28 protein-coding genes and 1 tRNA gene are annotated in these 24,330 nt (G+C 72.9%); 16 read left to right on the plus strand and 13 right to left on the minus strand.

Annotated elements, in window-relative coordinates; genetic code table 11:
- Window positions 1-137: 137 nt before the first annotated feature.
- From ACLBX8_RS21555 to ACLBX8_RS21565, 3 genes are all read left to right on the plus strand, one after another.
- Entirely contained in the window at window positions 138-701 is a 564-nt protein-coding gene (locus ACLBX8_RS21555) for a L,D-transpeptidase (protein ID WP_447685333.1), read from the plus strand.
- Window positions 702-861: 160 nt separating this feature from the next.
- Window positions 862-1,410 carry a formaldehyde-activating enzyme gene (locus ACLBX8_RS21560; RefSeq protein ID WP_012321386.1) on the plus strand — a complete coding sequence of 183 codons (549 nt, stop codon included), beginning with the start codon at window positions 862-864 and terminating at the stop codon, window positions 1,408-1,410.
- 129 nt (window positions 1,411-1,539) lie between these two features.
- Window positions 1,540-2,172 carry an outer membrane protein gene (locus ACLBX8_RS21565; protein ID WP_020091348.1) on the plus strand — a complete coding sequence of 211 codons (633 nt, stop codon included), beginning with the start codon at window positions 1,540-1,542 and terminating at the stop codon, window positions 2,170-2,172.
- Between the two features lie 51 nt (window positions 2,173-2,223).
- Here the strand turns inward: ACLBX8_RS21565 and ACLBX8_RS21570 are convergent, their stop codons facing one another.
- Entirely contained in the window at window positions 2,224-3,267 is a 1,044-nt protein-coding gene (locus tag ACLBX8_RS21570) for a MaoC family dehydratase (protein WP_043353002.1), read from the minus strand.
- Between the two features lie 12 nt (window positions 3,268-3,279).
- Window positions 3,280-3,582 (minus strand): YggT family protein, encoded by a 303-nt coding sequence (locus tag ACLBX8_RS21575; RefSeq protein ID WP_020091350.1) that lies wholly within the window; start codon window positions 3,580-3,582, stop codon window positions 3,280-3,282.
- A gap of 123 nt (window positions 3,583-3,705) precedes the next feature.
- Between ACLBX8_RS21575 and ACLBX8_RS21580 the strand changes: the two genes are divergently transcribed.
- A tRNA-Ala gene (locus ACLBX8_RS21580) sits at window positions 3,706-3,781 on the plus strand.
- 270 nt (window positions 3,782-4,051) lie between these two features.
- Entirely contained in the window at window positions 4,052-5,380 is a 1,329-nt protein-coding gene (locus ACLBX8_RS21585; protein ID WP_447700873.1) for an alpha-amylase family glycosyl hydrolase, read from the plus strand.
- A gap of 64 nt (window positions 5,381-5,444) precedes the next feature.
- Here ACLBX8_RS21585 and ACLBX8_RS21590 read toward each other — a convergent pair whose 3' ends face one another.
- Window positions 5,445-5,828, minus strand: coding sequence for a hypothetical protein (locus ACLBX8_RS21590; protein ID WP_447700872.1), 384 nt, complete (start codon window positions 5,826-5,828; stop codon window positions 5,445-5,447).
- Between the two features lie 378 nt (window positions 5,829-6,206).
- Window positions 6,207-6,626: an RNA polymerase subunit sigma-70 gene (locus ACLBX8_RS21595; protein WP_447715724.1), complete on the minus strand. Its 420-nt coding sequence runs from the start codon at window positions 6,624-6,626 to the stop codon at window positions 6,207-6,209.
- A gap of 260 nt (window positions 6,627-6,886) precedes the next feature.
- Here ACLBX8_RS21595 and ACLBX8_RS21600 point away from each other — a divergent pair, with 260 nt between their 5' ends.
- The 6 genes from ACLBX8_RS21600 to ACLBX8_RS21625 all read left to right on the plus strand — a co-directional run bounded on the left by ACLBX8_RS21600 (window position 6,887) and on the right by ACLBX8_RS21625 (window position 11,027).
- A complete protein-coding gene (locus ACLBX8_RS21600; protein ID WP_447700870.1) occupies window positions 6,887-8,347 on the plus strand; it encodes a helix-turn-helix transcriptional regulator in 1,461 nt (486 codons plus the stop codon).
- Window positions 8,348-8,442: 95 nt separating this feature from the next.
- On the plus strand, window positions 8,443-8,613 hold the full coding sequence (locus tag ACLBX8_RS21605) for a CsbD family protein (RefSeq protein ID WP_020096302.1): 171 nt from the start codon (window positions 8,443-8,445) through the stop codon (window positions 8,611-8,613).
- Between the two features lie 90 nt (window positions 8,614-8,703).
- A complete protein-coding gene (locus ACLBX8_RS21610) occupies window positions 8,704-9,207 on the plus strand; it encodes a CsbD family protein (protein WP_091683262.1) in 504 nt (167 codons plus the stop codon).
- 119 nt (window positions 9,208-9,326) lie between these two features.
- On the plus strand, window positions 9,327-10,250 hold the full coding sequence (locus ACLBX8_RS21615) for a PhnA-like protein (RefSeq protein WP_447700869.1): 924 nt from the start codon (window positions 9,327-9,329) through the stop codon (window positions 10,248-10,250).
- Window positions 10,251-10,347: 97 nt separating this feature from the next.
- Window positions 10,348-10,551 carry a CsbD family protein gene (locus ACLBX8_RS21620; RefSeq protein ID WP_020096305.1) on the plus strand — a complete coding sequence of 68 codons (204 nt, stop codon included), beginning with the start codon at window positions 10,348-10,350 and terminating at the stop codon, window positions 10,549-10,551.
- Between the two features lie 80 nt (window positions 10,552-10,631).
- Window positions 10,632-11,027 (plus strand): CsbD family protein, encoded by a 396-nt coding sequence (locus tag ACLBX8_RS21625; protein WP_447715725.1) that lies wholly within the window; start codon window positions 10,632-10,634, stop codon window positions 11,025-11,027.
- A 138-nt stretch (window positions 11,028-11,165) separates the two neighbouring features.
- On the opposite strand, the gene ACLBX8_RS21630 is transcribed toward ACLBX8_RS21625, so the two are convergent.
- The 4 genes from ACLBX8_RS21630 to ACLBX8_RS21645 all read right to left on the minus strand — a co-directional run bounded on the left by ACLBX8_RS21630 (window position 11,166) and on the right by ACLBX8_RS21645 (window position 15,018).
- Complete coding sequence (locus ACLBX8_RS21630) at window positions 11,166-11,495, minus strand: DUF6285 domain-containing protein (protein WP_020096307.1); 330 nt, start codon at window positions 11,493-11,495, stop codon at window positions 11,166-11,168.
- Window positions 11,492-12,520 carry a phosphotransferase family protein gene (locus ACLBX8_RS21635; RefSeq protein ID WP_447700867.1) on the minus strand — a complete coding sequence of 343 codons (1,029 nt, stop codon included), beginning with the start codon at window positions 12,518-12,520 and terminating at the stop codon, window positions 11,492-11,494. Before ACLBX8_RS21635 ends, ACLBX8_RS21630 begins: the two co-directional genes overlap by 4 nt.
- Before the next feature lie 17 nt (window positions 12,521-12,537).
- Complete coding sequence (gene bktB, locus ACLBX8_RS21640; RefSeq protein WP_447700866.1) at window positions 12,538-13,716, minus strand: beta-ketothiolase BktB; 1,179 nt, start codon at window positions 13,714-13,716, stop codon at window positions 12,538-12,540.
- Window positions 13,717-13,812: 96 nt separating this feature from the next.
- A complete protein-coding gene (locus tag ACLBX8_RS21645) occupies window positions 13,813-15,018 on the minus strand; it encodes an acyl-CoA dehydrogenase family protein (protein WP_100252883.1) in 1,206 nt (401 codons plus the stop codon).
- A 176-nt stretch (window positions 15,019-15,194) separates the two neighbouring features.
- Here ACLBX8_RS21645 and ACLBX8_RS21650 point away from each other — a divergent pair, with 176 nt between their 5' ends.
- The 4 genes from ACLBX8_RS21650 (at window position 15,195) to rclC (ending at window position 18,118) form a co-directional block, all read left to right on the plus strand.
- Window positions 15,195-15,920: a TetR/AcrR family transcriptional regulator gene (locus tag ACLBX8_RS21650; protein WP_447700865.1), complete on the plus strand. Its 726-nt coding sequence runs from the start codon at window positions 15,195-15,197 to the stop codon at window positions 15,918-15,920.
- An 86-nt stretch (window positions 15,921-16,006) separates the two neighbouring features.
- Window positions 16,007-16,990: a cupin domain-containing protein gene (locus ACLBX8_RS21655; RefSeq protein ID WP_447700864.1), complete on the plus strand. Its 984-nt coding sequence runs from the start codon at window positions 16,007-16,009 to the stop codon at window positions 16,988-16,990.
- A gap of 87 nt (window positions 16,991-17,077) precedes the next feature.
- The gene (locus ACLBX8_RS21660) at window positions 17,078-17,425 is read left to right on the plus strand and encodes a carboxymuconolactone decarboxylase family protein (protein ID WP_020096313.1); all 348 of its coding nucleotides are present in this window, start codon (window positions 17,078-17,080) and stop codon (window positions 17,423-17,425) included.
- Between the two features lie 36 nt (window positions 17,426-17,461).
- Window positions 17,462-18,118: a reactive chlorine resistance membrane protein RclC gene (rclC, locus tag ACLBX8_RS21665; RefSeq protein WP_091683252.1), complete on the plus strand. Its 657-nt coding sequence runs from the start codon at window positions 17,462-17,464 to the stop codon at window positions 18,116-18,118.
- Here rclC and gph read toward each other — a convergent pair.
- Entirely contained in the window at window positions 18,115-18,813 is a 699-nt protein-coding gene (gene gph, locus ACLBX8_RS21670; protein ID WP_447700862.1) for a phosphoglycolate phosphatase, read from the minus strand. The genes rclC and gph overlap by 4 nt on opposite strands.
- A 144-nt stretch (window positions 18,814-18,957) precedes the next feature.
- Entirely contained in the window at window positions 18,958-19,302 is a 345-nt protein-coding gene (locus ACLBX8_RS21675) for an MliC family protein (RefSeq protein WP_447700861.1), read from the minus strand.
- A gap of 446 nt (window positions 19,303-19,748) precedes the next feature.
- On the opposite strand from ACLBX8_RS21675, the gene ACLBX8_RS21680 reads away from it, so the two are divergent.
- On the plus strand, window positions 19,749-21,668 hold the full coding sequence (locus ACLBX8_RS21680) for a putative bifunctional diguanylate cyclase/phosphodiesterase (RefSeq protein WP_447700860.1): 1,920 nt from the start codon (window positions 19,749-19,751) through the stop codon (window positions 21,666-21,668).
- Between the two features lie 31 nt (window positions 21,669-21,699).
- Here the strand turns inward: ACLBX8_RS21680 and ACLBX8_RS21685 are convergent, their stop codons facing one another.
- From ACLBX8_RS21685 to ACLBX8_RS21695, 3 genes are all read right to left on the minus strand, one after another.
- A complete protein-coding gene (locus tag ACLBX8_RS21685) occupies window positions 21,700-23,271 on the minus strand; it encodes an ABC transporter substrate-binding protein (RefSeq protein WP_447700859.1) in 1,572 nt (523 codons plus the stop codon).
- 60 nt (window positions 23,272-23,331) lie between these two features.
- Window positions 23,332-23,952: a glutathione S-transferase N-terminal domain-containing protein gene (locus tag ACLBX8_RS21690; protein ID WP_447700858.1), complete on the minus strand. Its 621-nt coding sequence runs from the start codon at window positions 23,950-23,952 to the stop codon at window positions 23,332-23,334.
- A 67-nt stretch (window positions 23,953-24,019) separates the two neighbouring features.
- Window positions 24,020-24,330, minus strand: a 311-nt coding sequence (locus ACLBX8_RS21695) for a Holliday junction DNA helicase RuvB C-terminal domain-containing protein (protein ID WP_447715726.1), incomplete at its 5' end; no start/stop codon positions are given.

The raw sequence follows: 24,330 nt of genomic DNA on the forward strand, positions 1-24,330 counted from the left end.
AGTCCGGGCCGGCTCGCCCCATGCGCGCAGGGGTTCCGCGCGGGCTTGGCCGAGATCTGCGAAGACTCGCCGAGATCTGCGAAGACCCGCCGAGATCCGCGAGTCCCCGCGCCGCGACGAACGGAGGACGGAAGACTATGGCGAGACGGATCGCGCTACTCGGGCTCGCGGGCCTGCTGCTCGGGAGCGCCCCGGCGGCGGCCGCCAACCCGCTGGACAGGGGTCCGATCGCGGACTTCCTCAACATCTTCCGCAGCCAGGCGATCCCGCGCGAGACGGTGGCGTGGACCGGCAAGGAGAAGCCCGGCACCATCGTGGTCTCGACCCGCCAGCGCCGGCTCTACTACGTGCTCGGCGGCGGCGCGGCGGTCCGCTACGGCGTGGGCGTCGGGCGGCAGGGCTTCTCGTGGTCCGGCACCAAGACCGTCACCATGAAGAAGGAGTGGCCGGACTGGCGCCCGCCGCAGCAGATGCTGGCCCGCCGCCCCGACCTGCCGCGCTACATGGCCGGCGGCCAGGACAACCCGCTGGGCGCCCGCGCCCTCTATCTCGGCTCGTCGCTCTACCGCATCCACGGCTCGAACGAGCCCGAGACGATGGGCGCGGCGGTCTCGTCCGGCTGCATCCGCATGACCAACAAGGACGTGGTCGACCTCTACGACCGGGTCCGCGTGGGCACCAAGGTTGTCGTGCGCGACTGACCGGGCGGCCGCGCCGGCCGCCCCCCTCCGGCCGCCCCCTCCTCCCGCGCCGCGGAGCCGCCACGGGCGGCGCCCGCCCGCGTCGACAGGCGCGGCGGGCCGGTGTTAGGAGCCGCGCCGTCGGGCAGAGCCGGATCGCCCGATCGCCACGAGGGACAGCATGAACGAGCGCATCATCCTGCGGGCCGGCGAGGCCCTGGTCGCGGGCGGGCCGCCCAACACCGCCTCCGAGCCCGAGGTCATCATCGGCGAGCTCGACGGGCCGGTCGGCACCGCCCTGGCCACGCTGACCGGCGATCAGGTCGTCGGCCACAGCCGCGTCTTCGCCCTGCTCAACACCGACATCATGGTCCGCCCGGTCACCCTGTGCGTGTCCAAGGTCAGCGTCACCGAGAGCAAGTACACCTCGATCCTGATGGGCACCGTCCAGTTCGCCATCGCCAACGGCGTGCTGGACGCCGTGCGCGCCGGCTACATCCCCAAGCACAAGGCCAACGACCTCGGCATCATCTGCTCGGTCTGGCTCAGCCCCGGCGTCATCGAGGCCCAGCACGTCGACCACAAGGCGCTGTTCGACATCCAGCGCCGGGGCATGACCGAGGCGATCCGCAAGGCCATGACCAACGAGCCCTCGATCGACTGGCTCCTCGAGAACCAGGACAAGATCACCCACAAGTACTACCAGATGGGCCTCGACGGAAAAATCTGAGCGCCCGGCGCCGCGGCGGTCGGCCGCCCTGCCGCGGCGCCCGGTCAGCGGCGGGCGGGGCGCGCACGATCCCGCGGGCGGCCACGGCCAAGCCTGTCGCGATCCGGTGCCTTCGGGTAGGATGGCGGCATGAGCAGACGCGCCGATTCCCGTCCGTTCCGCCGCCTCGCGGCCGGCCTCGTGCTCGGGGCCTGCTGGCTCCCGGCCGGTCCCGCCGCCGCCCAGGCGCTGTTCTGGCCGTCCATCGGCTTCGCGCCGCTGCCCTCCTTCGCGTGGCCGCAGATGCCCGAGGACGCGTATGGCCGCTGGACCGGCTCCTACGCCCGCCTGTCGACCGGCTACGCGGTCAGCACGTCCCGGCATCTCGGCAGCTATTCGGGACCGACCATCGGGTTCGAGGGCGGCCGGATGTGGCAGGAGGGCCCGATCCTCTACGGCATCAGCGGCGGGTTCGACTATCTCGCCGGCCTCGGCGGCAACCTCACGCCGGGCTACGGGCGGCTCGCCTATTCCAACGACTTCGCCGGATCCCTGGAGGTGAAGGTCGGCACCCTCGTCGCGCCGGACGTGCTGGTCTACGCCAAGACCGGCGCCCTGGCCCTGCACCAGACGCTGCGCGTCGGGCCGACCCCGGGGTCGCTGCCGTTCGCGCGCCAGGACATCGCGGTCCGGCCGGTGGCCGGCGTGGGCGTCGAGTGGGCGGTCACGGACCGCCTGTCGCTCGCGGTCGAGGCCGGCGTGGTCGGCGGCGGGATCCGCTGAGGCGCGGCCCCCGCCGGCCTCGCCGAGCGGTGCCGTCCGGGGCGTGGCCGCCTATTTCGGCACGAACGCCCAGTAGTCGAGGTCGAGGATCACCGCCGGGTCATAGCCGTCGCCGGCGCGGTCCGGGAAGGCGCCGCAGGGCTGGTTCTTGGTGGCGACCGTCCGCAGGCGCAGGAGCCCGACATCGTCGCGGCCGACATCGGCGGTCGCCAGCACCTCGCTCCAGGCATAGACCGTGTCGCCGGCGAAGAGCGGCGCCACGTGGCGGCCGGCGTTGATGCCCGCGAGGGCGAAGGCGTTGCCGAGCCCGTTGAAGCTCAGCGCCCGCGCCAGCGAGATCACGTGGCCGCCGTAGATCAGGCGCCGGCCGAAGCGGGTGTCCTTGGCGGCCAGCCCGTCGAAATGCACCTTGGCGGTGTTCTGGAACAGGCGCGTGGCGATCTGGTGCTCGGCCTCCTCGACGGTCATGCCGTCGACGTGGTCGATCTTCTCACCCACCGCGTAATCCGCGAAGCGGTGCGGGCTGCCGGCGAGGTCGGTGTCGTAGGCGGCGGCCGAGAGCTTCGGCAGCGCGCCCGCGAGGTCCTGCGGGTCGACCACCTTGGCGAGGCTCGGCACGTGCTCCTCGGCGATCGCCGCCTCGGGGTCGCGCTTGCGCACGAGCACCCAGCGGCAATAGCTCAGCACGGTCTCGCCGCGCTCGTCGGAGCCCACCGAGCGGACGTAGACCACGCCGGTCTGCCGGTTCGAGCTCTCCTTGAGGCCGATCACCTCCGACACCGTGGAGAGCGTCTCGCCCGGGTAGACCGGCCGCCGGAACCCGCCCTCGGCGTAGCCGAGATTGGCCAGCGCGTTGAGGGAGACGTCCGGGACGGTCTTGCCGAACACCATGTGGAAGGTGAGCAGGTCGTCGAGCGGGCTCTTCGGGTAGCCGATGGCCCGGGCGAAGGCGTCCGACGACTGCACGGCGAAGCGCGGTCCGTAGAGGCCCGTGTACAGCGCCACGTCGCCCACCGTCACGGTGCGCGGGGTGGCGTGGCGGATGGTCTCGCCGAGGCGAAAATCCTCGAAGAAGCGGCCGGGATTCGTCTTCACGGGCGTTCGACCCTACTGCGTGTAAACGTAAGCTGCGGGCACGGCGTATTCATGCAGCAGACGGCTGATGAACAGCAGCAGCAGGATGAGGATGATCGGCGAGATGTCGACGCCCCCGAGATTGGGCAGCAGGTTGCGGATCGGCCGCAGCACCGGCTCGGTCAGCCGGTAGAGCACCTCGCCGATCTGCGCGACGATCGGGTTGCGCACGTTCACCACGTTGAACGCGACGAGCCAGCTGAGAACCGCGCTTGCGATGAGGACGTAGATGAAAAGCTGGACGACCGTGTCGAAGAGCCAGATCAGGGCGTTCATGCGGGTCCGCGCGTATCCTTCGGGCCGCCCGCACCCCAGCGCCGGAGCGGCGCGCGGCGGGCGACGTTGAAACAGGGAATTGACAGGCTGAGCCGCCCGCGCCTACAAGGCCGGCGCCTCGACGGGGCTGTAGCTCAGATGGGAGAGCGCCGCAATCGCACTGCGGAGGTCAGGGGTTCGAATCCCCTCAGCTCCACCAGGCTTTCCTGGTGACAAGACAGCGTCCCGGTTCCGCAGCGATAGCGCTGGCGCGGCCGGGACTTAGCGCCGGTCCGCGGAGATCGCTTCCCGCCCCGCGCCACCTGCCCGATTCCACATCCCGACCCGTGACCGCGCCTGGCTCCGGGTCTCGGTCCGGGCTGCCCGGAGATCCCCCGCCGCGAGCCGAGGCCGCGTCCGGGCCGGCGGCGAGCCCGCAACCATCGCGGCGCGGCAGGGTTCGGTCCCGATCGGAGACGGAGGAGGTCGCGTGGCGTCCTGGATCGAACAGGCAGTCTGGTGGCAGGTCTTTCCCCTCGGCTTCGTCGGAGCCCCCAACGAAGCCGACCCGGCCGCACCGGTCACGCACCGCCTCGCCCACCTGCACGGCTGGCTCGACTACGCGGTCGAGCTCGGCGCGTCCGGACTGGCGCTCGGGCCGATCTTCGCGGCCTCCACGCACGGCTACGACACGGTCGACCATTTCCGCATCGATCCGCGCCTCGGCGACGAGGCCGATTTCGACGCCCTGGTCGCGGCGGCCCGGGCCCGCGGCCTCCGCGTCCTGCTCGACGGCGTGTTCAACCATGTCGGGCGGGCGCACCCGGCCTTCCAGGACGTCCTGCGGCACGGGCCCGAATCCGAGCGGGCCGGCTGGTTCCGGCTGTCCTGGCCGCGGGGCTCCGGCCCGGGCATCGAGCCGGACTACGCCTGCTTCGAGGGACACCGGCAGCTCGTCACGCTCAACCACGACGACCCGCGAATCGCCGACCACGTCGCCGCCGTCATGGGCCACTGGCTCGCCCGGGGCGCCGACGGCTGGCGGCTGGACGCGGCCTACGCGGTGCCGCCGCGCTTCTGGGCGCGCGTGCTGCGGCAGGTCCGCCTCGCGCATCCGGAGGCCTACATCGTCGGCGAGGTGATCCACGGCGACTACGCCCGCATCGTGCAGGACACCGGCATGGATTCGGTGACCCAGTACGAGCTCTGGAAGGCGATCTGGAGCGCCCTCAACGATCGCAACCTGTTCGAGCTGGCCCACGCCCTGGACCGGCACAACGGCCTTCTCGACAGGTTCGCGCCCCTGACCTTCGTGGGCAACCACGACGTGACGCGCATCGCGAGCCGGCTCACCGACGAGCGGCACCTGCCGCACGCGCTGGCGATCCTGCTGACCTGCGGCGGGACGCCCTCGATCTACGCCGGCGACGAGCAGGCCTTCCGCGGCGTGAAGGAGGAGCGGGTCGGCGGCGACGACGCCATCCGGCCGGCCTTCCCGCCGACGCCCGCGGATCTCGCTCCCTACGGCTGGCCGATCTACCGGCTGCACCGGGACCTGATCGCCCTCCGGCGGCGCCACGCCGGGCTCCACCGCGCGCGGGCGCGGGCGCTGCATCTCGCCAACGCGCAGATCGTGCTCGCGCTGGGCGACGGGAGCGCGCGGGTGCTGACGGCCCTGAACCTCGCCGACGCGGACGCGACGCTGCCGGTGCCGGAGGCCCGGGCGATCGAGGCCGGCACCGGCGATCTCGCCGAGGCCGGCAGCACCGGCGCCCGCGTGACCCTTCCGGCCCACGGCTGGGCCGTCCTGACCGTGTGACCGCCGCGCCTCGGCCGGAAAGGGGCCGGAACGGGGCCGGAAAGGGGCCGACTGCCCGCTCTCCCTAGCCGGTGCGGCGGGCCGTCCAGCGCCCCGCGCAGGCACCGAGCCCGGACAAAGTCCAGCGGCCGGTCCCGGCGGACCCGCGCAGGCGGCCCGTGACCGAGACGCTGGCCAGCCCCTTGCGGATCGTGCCGGTGATCCGGCCGTCCGGCCCGGCCCGGCCGGAGGCGTCGACGCCGTTGCCGCCGACGTCGTCCACGGTCCCGTCCCGGATGACGATGGGATAGCTGTAGGGCCCTGTGCAGCTCCCGCTCTCCGCGGTGGCGATGACCGACCAGGACCCGTCGAACCGGTTGGCCGCGGAGGCTCCCGTCGCGGCACAGACGGTCGTGCAGGCAGTCAGGATCAGGGCGGGCGCGAGCGGTGCGGCGCGAAGTCGGGTCATCGTCTCCTCAGTGATGGTCTCGGATCTCGGATGGGATTCCTCCGTGCCGGACGGATCCATCGCGCGGCGCGCGGGCGGACCGTCAGCCGGTGCAATCGCTCGACGGAGCGCCGGGAGCCGGAGCACGGGGTGAAAGGGCAACGGGCCGGACGCGCGCCCGGAGCGGCGCGGGCGCCCGGCCTCGCGGCCGTGCCGGACAAGAGGGCCATCCGCCCGGCACAACCTCGGGAAAGGGGCGCGGAACCCGGCGGCGCCCGACGGCGCACGGCGCGTTCCACGACCGCGATATGGGGCCTAACACGTTCATGAGAATGAGATATTTTTACCAGTACGCCGTGTTTCTCACCGGCTCCGCGGGACGCCACGCGCCGACATGTCTCAGCGGGCCATCCCGGCAGACACGCCGTTCCGCGACAGGCCGGTCGGCCCGGCGCGGCCGCCGGCGGGGCGGCAGCGCAGGAACGTGTCGAGCCATGCAGGCATCCCGGTTCCAGGCCGGAACGCCGCCCGGCGCTCCCAGGCCTTCAGGAGGGTGAGCCGGACGAGGTCGTCCCCCTGGACATCGCCCGCGATGGCGTCGCGGGTCAGCGTCAGCGCGCGGCAGCGCAGGTCCGGCACGGCGTCGACCAGCGCCGCCCCGAAGCCGACCGGGACCTGCCCCTCGGCCTCCGCGGCGTCCGCGGCCTCCGACAGGCGGTCGAGCAGGCGTCTTAGACGCGAAGTTTTCTCAAGTTCTGCAACTTCTGGAAAATTCTCGCGCCGACCCGCACATGATGTCGCACCCGGTGCGGAGATCACGTCCCCGTGTTCCGCGGGCCCCCGCACTAGTCGGTCAATATCCTGCACGGTCGGCATGGCCACGTCTTCTGGGAAGGGGGGCCGAGAGCGCGCGGGAACGGCGTCGCGGCGTTGCGAGCATTTATCTTTGGCTCAAAACGCCCGCGTCAATGGTGCGCGTATACCAGGAAAATAACTTAGATGAGGGAACCGGCTTGTGCGCAACCCGTTTGTGCCCCGCTGCCGACAGGGCAGTGACCGTGTGAAGGGGTGCAGAAGCTGTGACGGCGGGCGTCGACAGGCATGAGCTCCGGCAGATCATCGCCGGCCTGAGCGAGGGCGTGATCCTGGTCGAGCCCGACCAGACCATCGCCTACGCCAACGCGGCCGCCCTGGCGATGCACGGTGCCGAGAGCCTCGACGAGCTCGGCCCCACCGTCGACGCCTATCGCGACCGCTTCTGCCTCCGCTACCGCAACCACATCACGCCCAACCAGTACCCGATCGAGCGCGTGATCGCCGGCGAGCGCTTCCACGACGTGGTGGTCGAGGTGCGGCGGGCCGACAAGCCCGACATGGACTTCGTGCACTCGCTGCGCAGCCTCGTGGCCACGGACCGGGACGGCAACCCGAGCTGCCTCGCGCTGATCCTGAAGGACGTCTCCGACCAGTTCGAGGCCGAGGAGCGGTTCGAGCGCACCTTCAACGCCAACCCGGCCCCGGCCGTGATCACGCGGCTGTCCGACCTGCGCCACGTCAAGGTCAATCACGGCTTCCTGGAGATGACCGGCCACACCCGCGACGCCGTCATCGGCCGCAGCGTCTACGAGGTCGACGTCCTGGCCGGCGCGCGCAACCGCGACCTCGCCGTCGCGCGGCTCAACGCGGGCGGCACGATCCCGCAGATGGAGGCCTGCCTCGACCTGCCCGACGGCGGGAGCCGCTTCGTGATCGTCGCCGGGCAGCCGATCGAGATGGGCGACGAGCCCTGCATGCTGTTCACCTTCGCGGACCTGGAACTGCGCCGGAAGGCCGAGGCCGCCCTGCGCCAGAGCGAGGAGCGCTTCGCCAAGGCGTTCCGGATGACGCCGATCCCGACCGTGCTGGTGCGGGCCGAGGACGGCCAGGTCACGGGCGTGAACGAGGCGTTCAGCCGGGTCTTCGGCCTGGGCGGGGACCGCGTCGTCGGCCGCTCGCTGGAGGAGGCCGGCCTGTGGGTCGCCGAGAAGCAGCGCCTGCAGGTCGAGGCCGCCCTGGAGCGGCAGGGCTACGTGCTGGGTCTCGAGGTGTGCCTGCGCCACGAGAGCGGCGCGAACCTCGACTGCCTGGTCTCGGCCGAGCGGGTCGAGATCAACGAGACGGCCTTCGTTCTGCTGGTGCTGCAGGACATCACCGCGCGCAAGCACTCCGAGCGGGAGCTGTTCGACGCGATCGAGACGGTGATGGCCGACACGTCGTGGTTCAGCCGCGGGCTGATCGAGAAGCTGGCGAACCTGCGTCGGCCGGCCCGGGAGGGCGGCGACGCGGCGGCGCCGAACCTGACCGTGCGCGAGCGCCAGATCCTCAACTTGATCTGCGCGGGGCTCGGCGACGACGCGATCGCGCGCAAGCTCGGGCTGTCGCGCAACACGGTGCGCAATCACGGCGCCGCCCTGTACCGCAAGATCGGCATCCACAAGCGCAGCGAGGCAGTCGTCTGGGGGCGCGAGAACGGCTTTCCCCTGAACATCTCTGACGGATGAATACCGACATACTGGTAAAACCAAACCATTGATCCGGCACGCCCGGCGTACATCTTCCGGTCGGCAAGGGTTTTCTCACGCATGACGAGGCGCCCATGACCGAAGACAGGAAGACACCGTCCGCCGAGCACCTCAAGGGCTCGGTGAAGGAGGCCATCGGCAAGCTGACCGGCGATGCCCGGACGGAGACCGAGGGCCGGCGCCAGAAGCGCGACGCGCCCGGATCGAAGGCCGGCTCCGGGCCCGCGGGCTCCGGCCCGCGCTGACGGACGTCACCCGGCGCCTCACGAAGAGGCGCCCCCACCACGAGCGCGATCGCGGAGGCGGTCGCCGACGCGACGACGAAGGAGAACGACATGGTCGATACCAATCGGATCACGGGCGCGGCCCGGGAACTCGGCGGCAAGGTACAGGGCGCGTTCGGCGACCTGACCGGCTCGCGGCGGGACTCGGTCGAGGGCCGCGCCCGCGAGGCCGCCGGACAGGCCGAGACCCTCTACGGCCAGGCCAAGGACACCGTGCGCGACGCGGCCGACCACGTGGCCGACGCGGCCCGCGACCTCGGTGGTCGGGTCCGCGACGCCGTCGACGATCTCGGGGCCGACGACGTCGAGGCCCGCGCCCGCCGCGCCCAGGGCGCCGCGCAGGACCAGTACGCCCGCGCCGAGCGCGGCGTCCGCCACGCCGCCGAGGAGGCGTACGACTACGCCGAGGACGCCTACGCGCGCGGCAGCCACGCCCTGCGCCGCGGCACCCGCGAGGTCGGCCAGCAGGTCGCCGAGTACCCGCTCGCCGCCCTGCTCATCGCCGGCATCGCGGGCTTCGGCCTCGGCCTGCTCGTCAGCGCCCGCCGCGATTGAGCCGCGACTGAGCCGCGACTGAGCCGCGTCCCGGCAACCCCCGGGCCTTCCGGGCCTTCCGGGCCTTCCGGGGGCCGGCGGCCCCACGAATTTCAGCGATCCACCACCGGAGTGACAGCGTGACCACCATCCAGACCGTTGCAACGCCCCTCGCGCCGGACGCGCACGCCGACACGCGCGCCGTCCTGCTCAACCAAGTCTCCTGGGGCGCCATCTTCGCCGGCGCCGTGACCGCGCTGGTCACCCAGGTGATCATCAACCTCGTCGGCGTCGGCGTCGGGCTGGCCTCGGTCGGCACGACCGCCGCCGACAATCCCTCCGCCTCCACCATCTCCATGGGCGCGGGCGCGTGGTTCGTCGCCTCGGGCCTCGTCGCCTCGCTGGCCGGCGGCCTCATCGCCGGGCGGCTCTCAGGCAAGGCCCTTCCGGGTGCGGCCGCCCTGCACGGGCTGGTCTCCTGGGCGGTCACCACCCTGGTGGTGCTGTACATGCTGACCTCGGCCGCCAGCGGCCTGGTCGGCGGCACGCTCGGCACGGTCTCGAGCGCGCTCGGCGGCGCCGGCAACCTCGTCGGCGGCACGGTGCAGACCGCCGCCCAGGCGGCGGCGCCGTCGCTGTCGAAGATCTCGAACCCGCTCGACGGCATCGAGGACAAGGTCCGTCAGCAGGCCGCCGGCCAGGACCCGCAGGCCGCCAAGGACGCGGCCGTGGCAGCGGTGAAGGCCGTCCTGACCGGTGACCCGGCCCAGAAGGAGCAGGCCAAGACCCGCGCCGCCGACGCCCTGGCCAAGGCGCAGGGCATCACGCCGGATCAGGCCAAGGCGCAGATCGACGACTACCAGAAGCAGTACGAGCAGGCGGTGGCCAGCGCCAAGCAGAAGGCCGAGGCCGCTGCCGTGACGGCGAAGTCGGCGGCCACGCAGGGCGCGTTCTACGCCGCGCTGGCGCTGATCCTGGGTGCGCTGGCGGCGTATGTCGGCGGCCGGATGGGTGCGCCCAAGCCCGCGACCCTGCTCGGCGCCTACGAGACCCGGCGCGTCTGACACCTCCCTCTGACACCTTCACCGGCCCCCGCGCCGATCGCGGGGGCCACCACCGGCCGGGGAGACCGGCCTCACCAGCGAAGCAGGAGCACACGCGATGAGCAGCACGACCGACAAGATCAAGGGCCTGGCCAACGAGGCGGTGGGCAACGTCAAGCAGGCGGCCGGCAAGGCGACGGGCAACGACAAGCTGGTGGCCGAGGGCAAGGCGCAGGAGCTGAAGGGCGAGGCGCAGAAGACCGTCGGCGACGTCAAGGACGGCGCCAAGTCCGTCGCCGACAAGATCACCGGCAAGCACTGATCCGTCCCGCGGCGCCGGCTCCCCGGCGCCGCCGCCCCCGCCGAGGCGGGGCTTCATCCCCCCGACACCAGGAGAGCTGCATGAACCGCGACCAGATCCGCGGCGCGTCCCGCCACCTCAAGGGCCGCGCCCAGACCGCCCTGGGCGGCCTGACCGGTGACCCGGGACGCCAGGTGCGCGGCGCCGTCAACCAAGTGGCCGGCGGCGCGCAGTACGCCTACGGCCGCGCCCGCGACCGCGCCGAGGACCTCACGGAGGACCTGGCAGAGAACGGCCGCCATCTGGCCGAGACCGCCCGGAGACGGGCCGACCACCTGATCGACGAGGGCCGGGACCGCGCCCGGGACGCGCGCCGCCGCGGCGCCGATTACGGCCGGCAGGCGATCCGCACGGTCGACGCCAACCGCACCAACACCCTGCTGGGCCTGGCCGCCGTCGCTTTCGCGGCGGGATGGCTCGTCCGCCGCACCCGCTGACGGAGGGTTTACCGATGCTGCGCAAGCTCCTGACGGCCTTCATCGTGCCGAAGCTCATCGCCTATCTCGGGCGCCGCTACGACCGGCGCCGGGGCACCGGCCGCACCTACTGACGCCCGGATCTGGAGCCCGGGATCGCTAGCCCGGGGCCTTCCAGATGCCGGCGGCGATCCGTGTCGTCTCGACGAGCGCGGCGTGGAGCGCCGCGTCCCCGTCGCGCCGGCCGGCGCGGAGCGCCGCGACCAGCTCGGCCGGCGATCCGGCGCCGCCCAGCGCCCGCTCCCAGGCCCCGGCCGCCGCGCCCGCCTGCGCGATCTCCCGCATGACTACGCCCATCGCGTTGGCGGCCATCAGCAGGACGTAGCGCTGGCGCCCCGACAGGGCCGGCGCGACCTCGTCGAGGAGGCTCTGCCGGGCGACCGACAGGAGGGCGGCGCCCGCGGGCGCGTCCAGGAAGGATTCGCTCATCGGGCTCCCCACCGCTCGGGCGCGGTCTCGCGCAGGATCGCGGCCTCGAGTTCGGGGACCATCCGGCCGGTCAGCGCCAGCTCCAGCGACGTCTCCTGACCGGAGACGTGGCGGTGGCCCTGCTCCAGGGCGATCACCGCCCAGCGCAGATGCGCCATGACCTCCCAGTAGCGCACCGCCTCCGGCTCGATCGCGCGCCCGCTCTCGGCCTCGTAGCCGCGGTAGAAGGCGGCCCGCGGGGCGATGCCGCCGGCCTCCAGGTCGGGCCGGCCGAAGCGCCAGCAGGCGGCGCAGAACCAGCCGATATCCTGGGCCGGGTCGCCCCAGCCGGCGAATTCCCAGTCGAGGATCGCCGTCAGACCCTCGGCATCGACCATGTAGTTGCCGGTGCGGAAGTCGCGGTGGACCAGGACCGGCCCGGGACAGGGCGGCGCGTGGAGCTCGGCCCAGCGCAGGCCCCATTCGAGGGCCGGGCGCGCGGCGCCGATCCCGTCGAGACTCGCCCGGAGCGCGCGGATCTCCGCCAGGGCCGGCTCCGGCTCGGGCGCGCCGAGGAAGGCGAGGTCGTCCGCCGGGGCGGTTCCCGGCAGGATGCCGTGCGTCCGGGCGAGCTCGCGGCCGAGTTGCTCGGCCAAGGCCGCGCGGTCGCCGCCGAGGCTCGTGTCCTTGACCACCCGCGGCCCCAACCCGATCCCGGAGACGAGGCCCATCAGCGCGAAGGGCGCCCCGACCACCCCCGGATCCGCGCAGAAGCCGACCGGCTCCGGCACCCGCACGCCGGCCGCGAAGGCGGCGCGCAGGATCCGGAACTCCTCCGCCCGCGAGCGGCTCGACGCGATGGTGGCGGCCGCGTCCTTGCGCAGGACGAAGCTCCGGGGCGCGCCGTCGACCCGGCACGACAGCATCCAGTTCTCCTGGATCGAGCCGCCGGTCAGCGGCCGGGCGTCGTCGAGCGCGACCGACCCGGCCTCCAGGGTCCGGCCGATCCAGGCGCAGAGCGCCGTCCTCTGATCCGCGTCCAGCATGGTGCCTCAGGATCGCGTCACGGGACGCGCTCGAAGGCCATGGCGATCCCCTGGCCGCCGCCGATGCACATGGTCACGAGCCCGTAGCGGCCGCCGGTCCGGGCCAGCTCGTAGAGGGCCTTGACGGTGATGATCGCCCCCGTGGCGCCGATCGGGTGACCGAGGGCGATGGCGCCGCCGTTCGGGTTGACCCTGTCGGGATCGAGGTCGAGGGCGCGGGAGACCGCGCAGGCCTGCGCCGCGAAGGCCTCGTTCGACTCGACGACGTCGAAATCCGCCGCCCGCAGGCCGGTCCGCTCCAGCAGCCGCCGCACCGCCGGCACCGGGCCCATGCCCATCTCGGACGGGTCCACGCCGGCGTGGGCGTAGCCGACGATGCGGGCGAGCGGCGTCGCGCCGTCGCGCGCGGCCCGCGCGGCGCTCGACAGGACGAGGGCCGCCGCGCCGTCGTTCAGCCCCGAGGCGTTGCCGGCCGTGACGCTGCCGGTCTTGGAGAAGGCCGGGCGCAGCTTGGCGAGGTCCTCGGCGGTCGTGGCCTTCGGATGCTCGTCGGTGTCGAAGGCCACCGTCTCGCGCTTGCGCTGGATCTCGATCGGCAGGATCTGCTCCCGGAACCGGCCCTCGCGGATCGCCCGCGCGGCGCGGGCCTGGCTCTCGGCCGCGAAGGCGTCCTGCGCGTCGCGGGGGACGGCGTAGCGCGCGGCCACGTTCTCGGCGGTGACGCCCATGTGGCCGTTGCCGAACGGGTCGGTCAGCGCGCCGAGCATGTAGTCGACCAGCACCGCGTCGCCCATGCGCGACCCGGTCCGCCCGGTGGTCAGCAGGTGGGGGGCGCGGCTCATGCTCTCGGTGCCGCCGGCCACGGCCGTCTCGGCGTCGCCGAGCAGGATGGACTGCGCGGCCGAGACGATCGCCTGCAGGCCGCTGCCGCAGAGGCGGTTGACCGTCATGGCCGGCACCTCCGCGGGAATCCCGCCCTCCATCGCCGCGACGCGGGCGATGTAGGCGTCCCGGGGCTCGGTCGGGATGACGTTGCCGAGGACCACGTGCCCGACCGCCTCGGGCGCGGTCCCGGCGCGGCGCAGCGCCTCCGCGACGCAGCGTGCGGCGAGGACGGAGGGCGGCGTGCCGGCCAGCGCGCCGCCGAACGTGCCGATCGCGGTGCGCACCGCGCCTGTGATCACGACCTCGGTCATACTCTCGGCTTCCTCTCGGCTTCCCTGTCTGGCTCGGCCTGCCGACGCGCCCCGCGCGGCGGACGGACGGTGTCGGCCCCGCTCAGGCCCCGACGCTCAGGCCCCGACGTCCCACGACCAGAAGGCGTCGCCCTCGGCCTCGAGATTGCGGTTCAGGACCATCTTGTGGACCTCGTCGGCCCCGTCCACGAGGCGCGCCTGCCGGGCGTAGCGGTAGATCCACTCGAGGGGCGTGTCGGTGGAGTAGCCCCGCGCACCGTTGATCTGGATCGCCGTGTCGGCGGCCGCGTGCAGGAGGTTGGCCACGTGGACCTTGGCCATCGACACCTCCTTGCGGGCGAAGCTGCCCCGGTCGAGGGCCCAGGCGGCCTTCATCACCAGGAGGCGCCCGATCTCGATCCGCATGGCGAGGTCGCCCAGCATCAGCTGGATGCTCTCCCGGTCGGCCAGCCGGATCCCGAAGCCGTGCCGCTCGGCCGCGTAGGCCCGGGCGATCTCGACGCAGCGCTTCGACAGGCCGAGCCAGCGCATGCAGTGGGTCAGCCGCGCCGGCCCGAGGCGGATCTGGGTGAGCTTCAGGCCGTCGCCCTCGTTCATCAGGACGTTCTCGGCCGGGATCTCCAGGCCCTCGAACAGCAGCTCGCAATGGCCGCCGTGCTCCTCCGGCCCCATGATCGGGATGCGGCGCAGGATCCGCCAGCCGGGCTGGTCCCGGTGGAACAGGAAGGCGGTCAGCCCTTTCCGCGCGTCGTCGGAGGTGCGCGCCATCAGGATGAAGTGCTCGGCCTCCTCGGCGCCGGTGATGTACCACTTGCGGCCGGTGACCACGTAGCCGTCCCCCCGCCGCTCGGCCCGGGTCTGGATCATGCCGGGATCGGAGCCGCCGCCGGGATGCGGCTCGGTCATGGCGAAGGCCGAGCGGACGCGCCCCTCCACGATCGGCGCGAGCCAGCGCGCCTTCTGGTCCGGGGTCGCGACCTTCTCCAGCACCATCATGTTGCCGTCGTCGGGCGCGGCCGAGTTGAACACGACCGGGCCGAAGATCGAGCGGTTCATGGCCTCGTAGCAGACCGCCATGCCGACCTTGTCGAGCCCGGCGCCGCCGGTCTCGGGCCGCAATTGCAGGCACCACAGGCCCTCTGCGCGGGCGAGGCCGCGCAGCCGCGTCAGCTCGGTGAGGCTGATGTTGCCGTGGCCGTCATAGGCCGCCGGATCCGCCTCCAGCGGCAGGATGTGCGCGTCCACGAAGGCCGCGATCCGGGCGCGGTAATCCTCGACGCGCGGGGAGATGGTGAAATCCACGGGCCCACCTCCTGGGTCGGTGCCGACGACGAAAATCGAGCGAGCGCTCGCTTTTTATCGCCTGGATTCGCGCCTGGCAACGGACTAGACCTCGGGAGCCGCTCCCGGTCGTGGCCACCGCGGGCTGGCGCGACGACGAAACGACGACGGTGCGACGACGGAGCGACGATGGATCGATGAGCCCCGCAGACGCTCTTCCGGCGAACTTTCCGGCGCACTTTCCGGCGCACCTTCCGGTGAAGGACGCCTACGCCACCGAGGCGATCTGCGCGCGGATCCTGGCGCGGCACCGGGACCGGATCAGCGTCCGGAAGGACCACGTCGCCGTCGCCAACCTCGCGCGGATCATCGAGGCGGTGCTGAAGCTGTCGAGCCGGCAGGGCTTCCACGAGACGAGCCTGCGCGACCTCGCCCGGGCCTCCGGGCTCAGCATGGGCGGGCTCTACTCGTACTTCGACAACAAGAACACGCTGCTGGTGATGATCCTCACCGAGGTGGCCGAGACGGCCGAGGCGGTCCTGCGGCAGGCCCCGGCGGGGCTCGCGGCGGATCCGGCCGCGCATCTGCGCTGGCTGATCGAGACCCATATCCGCCTGACCGAGGCGATGCAGCCCTGGTTCGTCTTCGCGTTCATGGAGGCGAAGGGCTTCCCGGCCCCCGCCCGGACGATGGCGACGGAGAGCGAGGCCGCCACCGAGCGCATCTTCGCCGAGGTCCTCGCCCGCGGCGCGGCGGCGGGCGTCTTCGCGGTCGCCGACGTCGACCTCACCGCCGCGCTGATCAAGCCGCTCCTGCAGGACTGGTACGTGAAGCGGGCCAAGCACCGGAAGCGCGGGATCCCGATCCAGCGCTACATCGCCGGCGTGACCGCCTTCGTCGAGAAGGCCATCGCGGCGGCCTGAACCGGCGCGGCGGACGAACACCCCCTGGTCGGGGCCGCCGCGCGCCCTTATGCCGGGCCCGGAGGGCATTCCGGAGCGCGGGGAGCATGGCCGGACCGATCGGGCGCCGCGCGGACGCACACGGAACCGCCGGAATCGACGATCCGCTGAGCGGCCTCGCGCCGCTGCTGCGCGTGCGGCCGCACCTGGACGACGTCTGCCGGTTCGGCGGCGCCTGGGCCGCCCCGCACGCGCCGGAGCCGACGCGGCAGGCCTATTTCCACCTCGTGACGCGCGGCCGCGCCACGCTGCGGCGGCCCGGGGGCGCGCCGCTGCAGGTCGCGGCCGGGGACATCCTGCTCCTGCCGCGCGGCGACGCGCACCTGTTCCACGGCGCGGGGCCGTCGCCGTCGACGCCCCTGCCCGTCGCGGTCCGCCACGCGCACGATCTGCGGTTCAAGACCACCGTCGGGGCCGAGCCGGACGTCGAGCTGATCTGCGGCCGCCTGGCCTTCGAGGCGGCGCCTCAGACCCTGATCGTGACCGCCCTGCCCGACCTCCTCGTCCTGAGCGTCGGCACCGAGCCCCTGGCCACCCGGTTCGCGCCGCTCCTGGCGGGCATCCGCGAGGAGCTGAACGACCTCCGCGCCGGGTCGGTCGCGGTCGCCGAGAACCTCGCGAGCGCGCTGTTCATGATGATGCTCCGCGCGCATCTCGAGGCGTCGGCCCCGGCCGAGGGCCTGCTGCGCCTCCTGGGGCAGCCGCTCACCGCCCGGGCGGTGCTCGCGATGGTGCGCGACCCGGTGCATCCCTGGACGCTGGACGAACTGGCCGCGACGGCCGCCGCGTCGCGGGCGAGCCTCGTGCGCGCCTTCCGCGGGGCGGCGGGCGTCGCCCCGCTGGAATTCCTCACCGACCTGCGGCTCGGGCTCGCCCATCACCGCCTGCGCACCGAGACGGTCCCGCTGGACCGTCTGGCCGCGGAGGTCGGCTACCAGTCCGCGCCCGCGCTCAGCCGGGCGTTCCTGCGCAAGTACGGGATCCGCCCCGGACAGGCGCGGCAGGCCGAGGCGCCCCCGCAGGCGGTTTGATCCGCCCGGTCATCGGCCTGCGCCGCGCGGTCATCGAGGGCGCGGCCGGCCCCGACTACCTTCCTCGTCATCACGAAGGAGGTCGTCATGCACATGATCGATTGGAACAGCTACCGCCAGCAGGTCACCGCCGGCGTCGGACACTTCGCCAAGCTCAGCCCCGACACGGTGCGGGGCTACGGCACCCTCAGCACGGCGGGCCAGAAGACCGGCCAGCTCGACGCCAAGACCCGTGAGTTGATCGCGGTGGCGGTGGCGATCTCCCTGCGCTGCGACGGCTGTATCACGGTCCACACCGACGCCGCCCGCAAGCTCGGCGCCACCGAGGCCGAGCTGGCCGAGGCCCTCGGGGTCGCCACCAGCCTCAATGCCGGTGCCGCGGTCGTCTACGCGACCCGCGCGCTCGACGCCTTCGCGGCCTCCGCCGAGGCGTAGCCCCTCCCCCCATCCGATTGAGCAAGGAATCGTGCCATGAACACGCAGGTTCGCCGCGTCCTCGGCCTCGTCTCCGGGCCGGGCTCGAACCGCCTCGGCCTCCAGGCCATGCGGGTCGCCATCGCGGTCATCTTCCTCTGGATCGGCGCGCTCAAGTTCGTGCCCTACGAGGCCGACAGCATCACGCCCTTCGTCGCCAACAGCCCGGTGATGGCGTTCTTCTACGCCCATCCCGACCAGTACGCGCAGCACCTCACCCACGAGGGCGAGCTCAACCTCGCCGCCCGCGCGTGGCAGACGGCCAACCACACCTACGCGTTCTCCCGCGGACTCGGCACGGTCGAGCTGCTGATCGGCCTGCTCGTCCTCGTCGGGCTGGCGTCGCGGCGGCTGGGTCTGGCCGGCGCGGTGCTGGCCTTCCTCACCCCGGTGGTGACCCTGTCGTTCCTCGTGACCACCCCCGAGGCCTGGGTCGCCGCGCTCGGCGACGCGGAGCACGGCTTCCCCTACCTCTCGGGCGCCGGCCGTCTCGTCCTCAAGGACGTCACCCTCATGGCCGGCGCGTGGCTCGTCCTCGCCGACAGCGCCCGCGCCGTCCTCGAGCGGCAGGCCCGGGCCCCGGGCGCCCCCGCCCGCCTCGACCTCGCGGCAAGCCGCCAGGAGGCCGCTAGGAGGCCGCTAGGAGCCCGCTAGGAGGCCGGGGCGCCGCCCCCGGGCAGCGCCTCGATCACCGCCCGCAGGCCGCCGATGTCGTCCAGGACGGCGTCGGCGGTCCGCGCGTCGTCCGGGCGCCCGTAGCCGTAGCGGGCCAGGATGGCGGCGGTGCCGGCGGCGCGGGCGGCCGCGATGTCGTGGTGCATGTCGCCGACCATGACGGCCCGCCCGGGCTCGGCCCGCAGGCGACGCAGGGCCTCCCGCAGCGGCGCGGGATCGGGCTTGCGCTCGGGCAGCGTGTCGCCGCCCACGACCGTGTCGATCAGCGGCGCCAGCCCCACCGCGTCGAGGATCAGGCCGGTGGCGCGGGCCGGCTTGTTGGTGACGATCGCCAGCGCGTAGCCCGCCGCCCGGAGGTCGCGGACCGCCGCGGCGGCGTTGGGGAACAGGGCGGTGCCGGCGGCCGCGAGCGGCTCGTACACGGCCAAGAAGGCCGGCAGGAGGTCCGGCGCCCGCTCCGGATCGCCGCCCGAGGCCCGCAGGGCGCGCCGCAGCAGCGCCACCGCGCCGTCGCCCACCATGGCCCGCATCGCGGCGGTCCCGACCGGCGGCAGACCCTCCCGCGCCAGGGTGGCGTTCAGGGCCGTCCGGAGATCGGCCAGGCTGTCGACGAGGGTGCCGTCGAGGTCGAGGAGGACGGCGTCGAAGCGCGACGGGGGCGCGGGCGCGGGCAAGGAACGTCTCCGCGTCGCGGGCGACGCGCGACGGGACGCCGACGCCTCAATCTCCGGGACGGGCGGTTCCTAGCGGGTCCGGCGCTGCCGGGCCAGGGTCCGGCACGCGCCCCGAGCAACCCCCCCGAGCATCCCCCGGGCAGCCTAGCGCGGCTTGGCGTCGGCCGGCGTCCGGTCGGTGCAGGTGACCGGCGTGCCGGTGCCGTCGGTCCACGTGACCGACCGCCCCTTGCCCCGCAGCTCGTGCGTGGCGTCGGCGTAGCGGAACCCCGACCCGCTCAGCTGCACCGGCAGGGTGACGGCGGCGCCGTTGTCCGGCCGGACAACCGCCCGCTCCGGCCCCGCGGCGTTCAGGAAGGTGACGGCCAGCGTCCGACCGTTCGGACAGGCGAAGGTCACGTCGATCGTCTCGGCCTGCGCGGGCGCGGCGGCCACCCACAGCCCGCCGACGAGGATCGCCAGCCGGGCGACGCGGACACGGATTCTCATCGGCCTCTCCTGAGCCCCGCGGCCGCGGCCGCGACGACGATCATCGCCGGGATGTCCTGTCCGGGCAATCGGCGCCGACGGCACGCGAGGCGGCCGGCCGACCCCCATCCACCAGTCTCTGGAAGAGCAGATGGAGCAGCGAGGCAATTGTACGATCCTCGATACAAGTCGAACCGGGTCACTTCCCGCTCAACTTGGGACGGAATCGGTAAATCGTCGGCTCGCCCGCCCGGCGGATTGTCTCCCGAGCGCCGCGATGCGGCGCTCCGGCGCGGGGAATAGAGCCGTGGGCGACCGCCGTGACAGCTCGCGGCTTAAATATCTCTTTAATGTTAGGAGTATAATAATATGGCAACCTCTCAGACGCAGCTTCGATGAACCGTCCGAAATATCCTTTCTCGATATTGATCGGGAGGTCGACCGCATCCGCCCCGGGTCTGACGGCCATGCGTCAGCTCGCGGAACTGCAGAAGCATATCCCGTCCCTCTACGGACTGCTCTCGGTCAATGCCGGCGCCCTCGCGGTGACGCATTACGGTCTGGCGCCCGCCTACCTGACCCTCGGCATCCCGGGGACCGTGATCGCGCTGTGCCTCCTGCGCGCGATCCACTGGTGGCGCTTGAGGCCCGAGGCCCTGGACGAGGCGCAGGCCGCCCGCCACCTGCGGCGGACGACGGCGCTGACGGTCTTCTTCTCCGTCGCCTTCGTGATCTGGGCGATGGTCCTGAACACGTTCGGCGGCCCCTACGAGCAGGGCCACGTCGCGATCTTCGTGGCCGTCACGGTGATCGCCTGCATCTTCTGCCTGACCTACCTGCCGCTGGCGGCCTTCCTGGTCACCGGCATCGTCATGGGCGTGTTCCTGTTCTGCTGCGTGACGAGCGGGAACCACGTGTTCCTCGCCATCGCGGCCAATACGGCCTTCGTCACGGCCGTGATGGTCCGCATCCTCAACACCAACTACCGGGCCTTCGTCGCCCTCGTCGCGTCCCAGGCCGTGGCGAGCCGGCTCTCGGAAGAGAACGCGCGCCTCGCCCAGACCGACAGCCTGACCGGCCTCCCCAACCGGCGCTACTTCTTCCAGAAGCTCGACGAGGCGCTCCGGTCGTCCTCCGGGGTGGACACGCCCTTCGCCCTGGCGATCTTCGACCTCGACCGGTTCAAGCCGATCAACGACACCTACGGGCACAATGTCGGCGACCGCGTCCTGGCGGAGGCCGGCCGGCGCCTCGCGGCCTTCGCGGGGGCGGACGTGGTGGTGACGCGGCTGGGGGGCGACGAGTTCGGCGTGATCCTGCGCGCGCCGGCTTCGGCCGCGGCGGCGCTCGCCTTCTGCGACGGCGTCTGCACGGCGCTGCAGCGGCCGATCCGGATCGGCGACATCCAGGTCGTCACCGGCTGCTCGGGCGGGCTCGCCCTGCCCTGCCGGGTCTCACACGACGCCGACGCCCTGTTCGACCGCGCCGATTACGCGCTCTACCACTCCAAGGAGCAGCGGCGCGGCGCGACGACCCTGTTCTCGCAGGAGCACAAGGACGCGATCCGCGCCGAGCAGGCGGTGGAGACGGCCTTGCGGACGGCGGACCTCGCCGCCGAGATGGTGCTGCACTACCAGCCGGTCCTCGACCTCGCCACGGGGCGGACCGCCTTCGTGGAGGGTCTGGCGCGCTGGACGAGCCCGACGCTGGGCCGCGTCGCGCCGGACCGGTTCATCGCGGCCGCCGAGCGCGGCGGCATGATCCACACGGTGACGCTGCTGCTCCTGCGCAAGGCGCTCGCCGACTGCGCGCAGCTCCCGCCCGGGACCGGCCTGTCCTTCAACCTGTCCGCCCACGACCTCGCCTCGCCCGAGACCGTCCTGTCGATCCTGGCGGCGGTGCGGGGCAGCGGCATCGACCCGCGCCGCCTGACGCTCGAGCTGACCGAGACCGCCCTGATGCGCGACTTCGACCACGCCAAGGCGGCCATCACCACCCTGCGCAGCCTGGGCATCAAGATCGCGCTCGACGATTTCGGGACCGGCTATTCCAGCCTGGGCTACGTCCACCGCCTGCCGCTGGACAAGATCAAGATCGACCGCGGCTTCATGGCCGACATCGACACCGACCGGGGCTGCAGCCTCGTCTCCACGATCCTGGACCTGTGCCGCAACCTCGGCCTCGACGGGATCGTCGAGGGGATCGAGACGGAGGCGCAGCTCGACGTGGCGCGGCGGCACGGCAGCCGCTACGCCCAGGGCTACCACATCGGCCGCCCGATGCCCCTCGGCGACCTGCTGGAGCGGCTGGAGCGCGAGGGCGCGGCGGAAGCGAAGGCAGCAGCAGAGGCAGAGGCAGAGGCCGGCACGGTGCGCCGGAGGGCCTGAGGCGGCCCCGGCGCGAGGCGGAGCCGCGCCCTCAGGCGCGCCGGAGGTTCCAGAGGATCGGGAAGCCCGGGAGGCGGCCCGTGAGGTCGCGCCGGTAGGACGTCATCGAGCGGTAGGAGCCGACCGGCACGAACACGACCTCCTCGAGGGCGATCCGCTGCATGTCCGCGCAGATCGCCCGGCGCGCCTCCGCGTCGGAGGCCGCGAACCACGCGGTCCGGAGCGCCTCCAGCCGCGGCACCGACGGCCAGCCGAACCACGCGTTCGGCCCGCTGGCCCGGAGCGGCTGCAGGGCGGCGGGGTCGGCGTTGTCGAAGGACGAGAAGGTGGTGAGCAGCACCGACCAGCCGCCCTTCTCGACGGGCTCGCGGGAGACGCGCCGCTGGATCACCGTGCCCCAGTCGCTCAGGGCCAGGTCGACGTTGAAGCCGATCCGGGGGAGCAGGTCGGCCGCGACCTGGGTCAGCGCCGCGGGCGCCAGCAGGTCCGTGGGGCCGATCAGCCGGATCTTCGCGCCGTCGTAGCCCGAGGCCCTAAGCGCCGCGCGGGCCGCCTCCAGGCTGCGCGGCCCGGTGAGCGCCTCCAGGCCGACCTGGCTCGCCATCGGTGTGCCGGGCGTGAAGATCCCGCAGCGGTCGTCGTAGGCCCCGGGATCGTCGCCGACGATCGCCGCCATGAAGTCGCTCTGGACGATCGCCGGCAGCACCGCCCGGCGCACCGCGACGTCGTCGAAGGGCGGCTGCAGGTGGTTCATCCGCAGGATCGCCGGGTTGGTGAGCCGGTCGAGGCCCTCCACCACGATGTCGCGGTTGCGGGCGAGCAGCTGCTGGAGCTCGGGGGGCGGCTGCTCGTACCAGTCGATCTCGCCGTTCTGCAGGGCCGCCGCCGCGGTGGCGCCGTCGGCGATGATCCGCCACTCGATCCGGTCGAAATGGGCGACCTTGCCGCCGGCCGTCAGGCTCGGTGTGCCGGGCGCCGGCACGTAGCCGGGGTGGCGCTCGTAGACCATCAGGCTGCCCGAGTTGAACTCGTCGGCCTTCCAGCGGAACGGCCCGGAGCCGGTGGCGTCGGTGATCTGCTTGTACGGGTCGGTCCGGGCGACCCGCTCGGGCATGACGAAGGCCGGCTGGCTGACGCTCGCCAGCGCCTGCGGCAGGAGCGGGAACGGCGCCTTCAGCCGGAACACGATGTCGGTGTCGCCGTCGTGGGCGAGCTCGTCGGTGGCGGCCATCAGGGTCTGGCCGAAGCCGTTGCGCGCCGCCCAGCGCCGGATGCTGGCGACGCAGTCCCGCGCCAGGACCGGCGTGCCGTCGTGGAAGCGCAGGCCCGCGCGCAGGGGGATCGTCACCCGGCGCCCGTCCTGCTCGACCTTGAGGCCGGCCGCCATCTGCGGCTGCGGCCGCAGGTCGGCGTCGAGGCCGAACAGCGTGTCGTAGACCACGTAGGCGTGGTTGCGGGTCACGATCGCCGTCGTCCAGATCGGATCGATGGAGGTGACGTTCGCCTGGGGGACCATGCGCAGGACCCGGGCGCCCTGCGCCCGCCCGACGGAGGGGGCCGCCAGGGCCGCGGCCCCCGCGGCCAGGAAGGTGCGTCGCCTCATCGTCACTCCCCGAACGGTGGATCCCGGCGTCGCAAGCGCCGGACCAGGGGGCGCCCCGCCTCAGCTCAGCGGGACGGCGAAGCCCCGCTGCACGGCGGGGCGCTCCATCATCCGGTCGTACCAGCGCCGGACCTGCGGGTAATCGGCGAGGTCGACTTGGTGGCGCTCGTGGCGCCACGCCCAGCCGAGGATCGCGAAATCCGCCACCGAGAGCGGCCCCGCGACGTACGCGACCTGCGCGAGGCGCCGGTCCAGCACGCCGTAGAGCCGGTGCGTCTCCTTGCTGTAGCGGGCGAGCCCGTAGGCGCGGTCGGCCTCCGCGACGGACAGGAAGTGGTGGACCTGGCCGGGCATCGGCCCGAAGCCGCCCATCTGCCACATCAGCCATTCCAGGGCGGCGACGCGCTGCCGCCGGTCCTCGGGCAGGAAGCGGCCGGTCTTCTCGGCGAGGTAGAGCAGGATCGCCCCGGACTCGAACACCGGGATCGGGGACCCGTCCGGCCCGTCCGGATCGACGATGGCGGGGATGCGGTTGTTCGGGCTGATCGCCAGGAAGTCCTGTGCGTGCTGCGCCCCTTGCGTGATGTCGACCGGGATGACCCGGTAGGGCAGCGCCATCTCCTCCAGCGCCACGCTGATCTTCCGGCCGTTGGGGGTGTTCCAGGCGTAGAGATCGATCATCGCGGGCGCCTCCGCTGTGCCGAGGGAAGCTAGGGCCCGTGACGGGATCCGGCAATTCGGCCGGCGCTCAGGCGGCGACCGGGGCCGGCTCCGGCTCCGGCAGGCCGAGATGCCGGTAGGCGTGTCGGGTGAGGACGCGTCCGCGGGGAGTGCGCTGCACGAAGCCGCGCTGGATCAGGTAGGGCTCGATGATGTCCTCGATCGCGTCCCGCGGCTCCGACAGCGCCGCCCCGATCGTCTCGATCCCCACCGGCCCGCCCCCGAACGAGCGCGCGATCAGGCTCAGGTACTTGCGGTCCATCACGTCGAGACCCGCCCCGTCCACGTCCAAGAGCTGCAGCGCCCGGTCGGCGATCGCCCGCGTCACCGTCTCGGCCT

Source organism: Methylobacterium sp. D48H (assembly GCF_053345715.1).